The 2,588-nt window shown below is 53.2% G+C and carries 2 protein-coding genes; both read left to right on the forward strand.

Annotated elements, in window-relative coordinates; genetic code table 11:
• The first annotated feature begins 201 nt into the window (after window positions 1-201).
• The gene (gene istA, locus Q0852_RS23350) at window positions 202-1,743 is read left to right on the forward strand and encodes an IS21 family transposase (protein WP_299022770.1); all 1,542 of its coding nucleotides are present in this window, start codon (window positions 202-204) and stop codon (window positions 1,741-1,743) included.
• A gap of 9 nt (window positions 1,744-1,752) precedes the next feature.
• Entirely contained in the window at window positions 1,753-2,508 is a 756-nt protein-coding gene (gene istB, locus Q0852_RS23355; protein WP_299022772.1) for an IS21-like element helper ATPase IstB, read from the forward strand.
• The last annotated feature ends 80 nt before the right edge of the window (window positions 2,509-2,588 follow it).

Raw genomic sequence — 2,588 nt, forward strand, 5'->3', positions numbered from 1 at the left:
TGCGTATTCCGGCCCATGCTGAACACTCATTCCGGTTCAATGTGAACACCTATTCTGGTTTAACGTGAACACCCATTCCGGACTCAATGTGAACACTTTTGCCCACATTTCCGGAATCACTGTTCACGTTCCGCCGGAATCCCTTTCAACGTATTGATCTTCAACTTATTTGGTAACCTGTTTCCTATTTGGAGCAGGACTATGCCAGCAAAGAGGATTGCAATGCGTAAAATTCGAGACGTACTCAGGCTGAAACTGGATGCCAGGTTGTCGATTCGGCAAATCAGCGCAAGCACAAAAGTCAGCGTTGGTGCTATCCAGAAACTGCTCCAGAAAGCACAAGCACTGAATTTGACTTGGCCGCTTCCTGATTCACTGACAGATGAGCAACTGGCCCAACTGTTTTACCCCGAAGCCGATACGCGGGCCTCGAGCCGATATCAGGTTCCCGACTGGGCTGCTGTCCATCAAGAGTTGAAACGTAAGGGGATCACCAAGCAACTGCTGTGGGAAGAATATACCCAGCAATACCCCAACCGCTGCTACAGCTACTCGCAGTTCTGTGACCGTTACCTTCACTGGAATAAGCAGCAAAGACGCTCCATGAGACAGCTGCATAAGGCCGGGGAAAAGTGCTTTATCGACTACTGCGGCCAGACGGTTCCCATTATCTGCCAGAGCACCGGTGAAGTCCGGCATGCCCAGGTGTTCGTTGCGGTTCTTGGCGCATCCAACTATACCTATGCGGAAGCCACAGAGTCCCAGTCATTACCGGACTGGCTGCAAAGCCATGTTCGGGCATTCGAGTTCTTCGGTGGTACACCGGAGATGTTGATCCCCGACAACCTGCGTAGTGGCGTCAGCAAAGCATGTCGTTATGATCCGGAACTCAACCCGAGTTATCAGCAGCTTGCTGAACATTATCAGGTAGCAGTCATGCCAGCTCGCCCTTATAAGCCCAAGGATAAAGCCAAGGCTGAAGTGGGTGTGCAAGTCGTCGAACGCTGGATCCTGGCACGCCTGCGCCACCACAGCTTCTTCTCACTGGCTGAGTTAAACCAGTGCATCAGGGCTTTGCTTGAAGAGCTGAACCAGAAGCCGTTCAAACAGTTACCCGGCAACCGCAAAGAGGCCTTCGAAAAGTTAGACCGACCAGCCCTCAAGCCCTTACCGTGCATGCCTTACCGCTATGTTGCGATCAAACAGGTAAAGGTGAATATCGACTATCACATCCAGTATGAACATCACCACTACTCAGTTCCGCACCAGTATGTTGGTGAGAGGCTGGAGCTGCATGCCGGAGAACGGTTAATCCAGCTCTATTACCGCCAACAGCTCGTCGCTTCCCATCCCCGGAAACGCTATCCCGGCATAACAACCGATGAAAGCCACATGCCGAAACGCCATCAGAAACATCAGCAATGGACGCCCGGCCGCCTCAAGCAGTGGGCCAGCGCCATCGGGCCAGATACCCTGCAATGGGTCAGCGAACGTATGGAGGAAAAAGCCCACCCGGAACAAGCCTACCGCCTGTGCCTCGGGCTACTCAGCCTGAGCCGGCATTATCCAGCCCAGAGGCTCAATAGCAGCTGTAAACTTGCCAACCAGGAAGGCCTGGTTAAGCTCCGGCAAATCAAGTCAATCCTGGCGAGCAACCGTGATCAGCTACCCGAGCAGGAAGATGGCAACCCATGCTTGCCTCAGGATCACGAGAATATCCGCGGGCCCCATACCTTCCACTAGGAGAATGCCATGACACAGCAAACACTCAACCGGTTACGGGAGCTAAAGCTCAGCGGGATGGCAGAGGCACTGGAGCGGCAGCAAGAACAGCCTGGCACTTATGAGGAACTCTCGTTCACCGAGCGGCTGAGCTTGTTGGTCGAACAAGAGCAGTCAGTCCGGCAGCAACGCAAGCATGACCGGCTGATCCGGCAAGCCAGGTTCAAACTTAATGCCACCGTTCAGGAGATCGACTACCAGCACCCACGCAATATCGAACGTTCACGCATCGCGCGGCTGGCGCAACGGGACTGGCTTGACCGAGGACAGAACCTGCTGATCACCGGGCCATGTGGCAGTGGCAAGACTTATCTCGGCTGCGCTCTTGGCCATAACGCTTGCCTGCAAGGCTATAGCGTTCGTTATTACCGGACTTCAAGGCTACTGCTGGCCCTGACCCAGTCAAAAGCTGACGGCACATACCATAAGCTACTGGCCCAGCTTGCCAAAGTCCGCTTGCTGATCTTGGATGACTGGGGACTTGAACCGCTGAAAGTCGCGCACCGTAACGACCTGATGGAAATCATGGATGATCGTTATGCTCAGGCCTCAACTGTGCTAATCAGCCAGTTACCGACTGAACAATGGTACGCACAAATCGGTGACAACACGCTGGCAGACGCTATCTTGGATCGCCTGATGCACAATGCTCACAGGCTGCAACTAAAGGGAGAATCAATGAGGAAAAAGCTCGGAACGTTGACGGAAGATGAACACTTAAGCTAAAAAACAACTGTCGTGATACGTTGAAAAGTTAAGTGTTCACATTCAGCCGGAATCGGTGTTCAACTTCGCCGGAATACGCA

This window comes from uncultured Photobacterium sp. (assembly GCF_947502415.1).
Taxonomy (GTDB): Bacteria; Pseudomonadota; Gammaproteobacteria; order Enterobacterales; family Vibrionaceae; genus Photobacterium.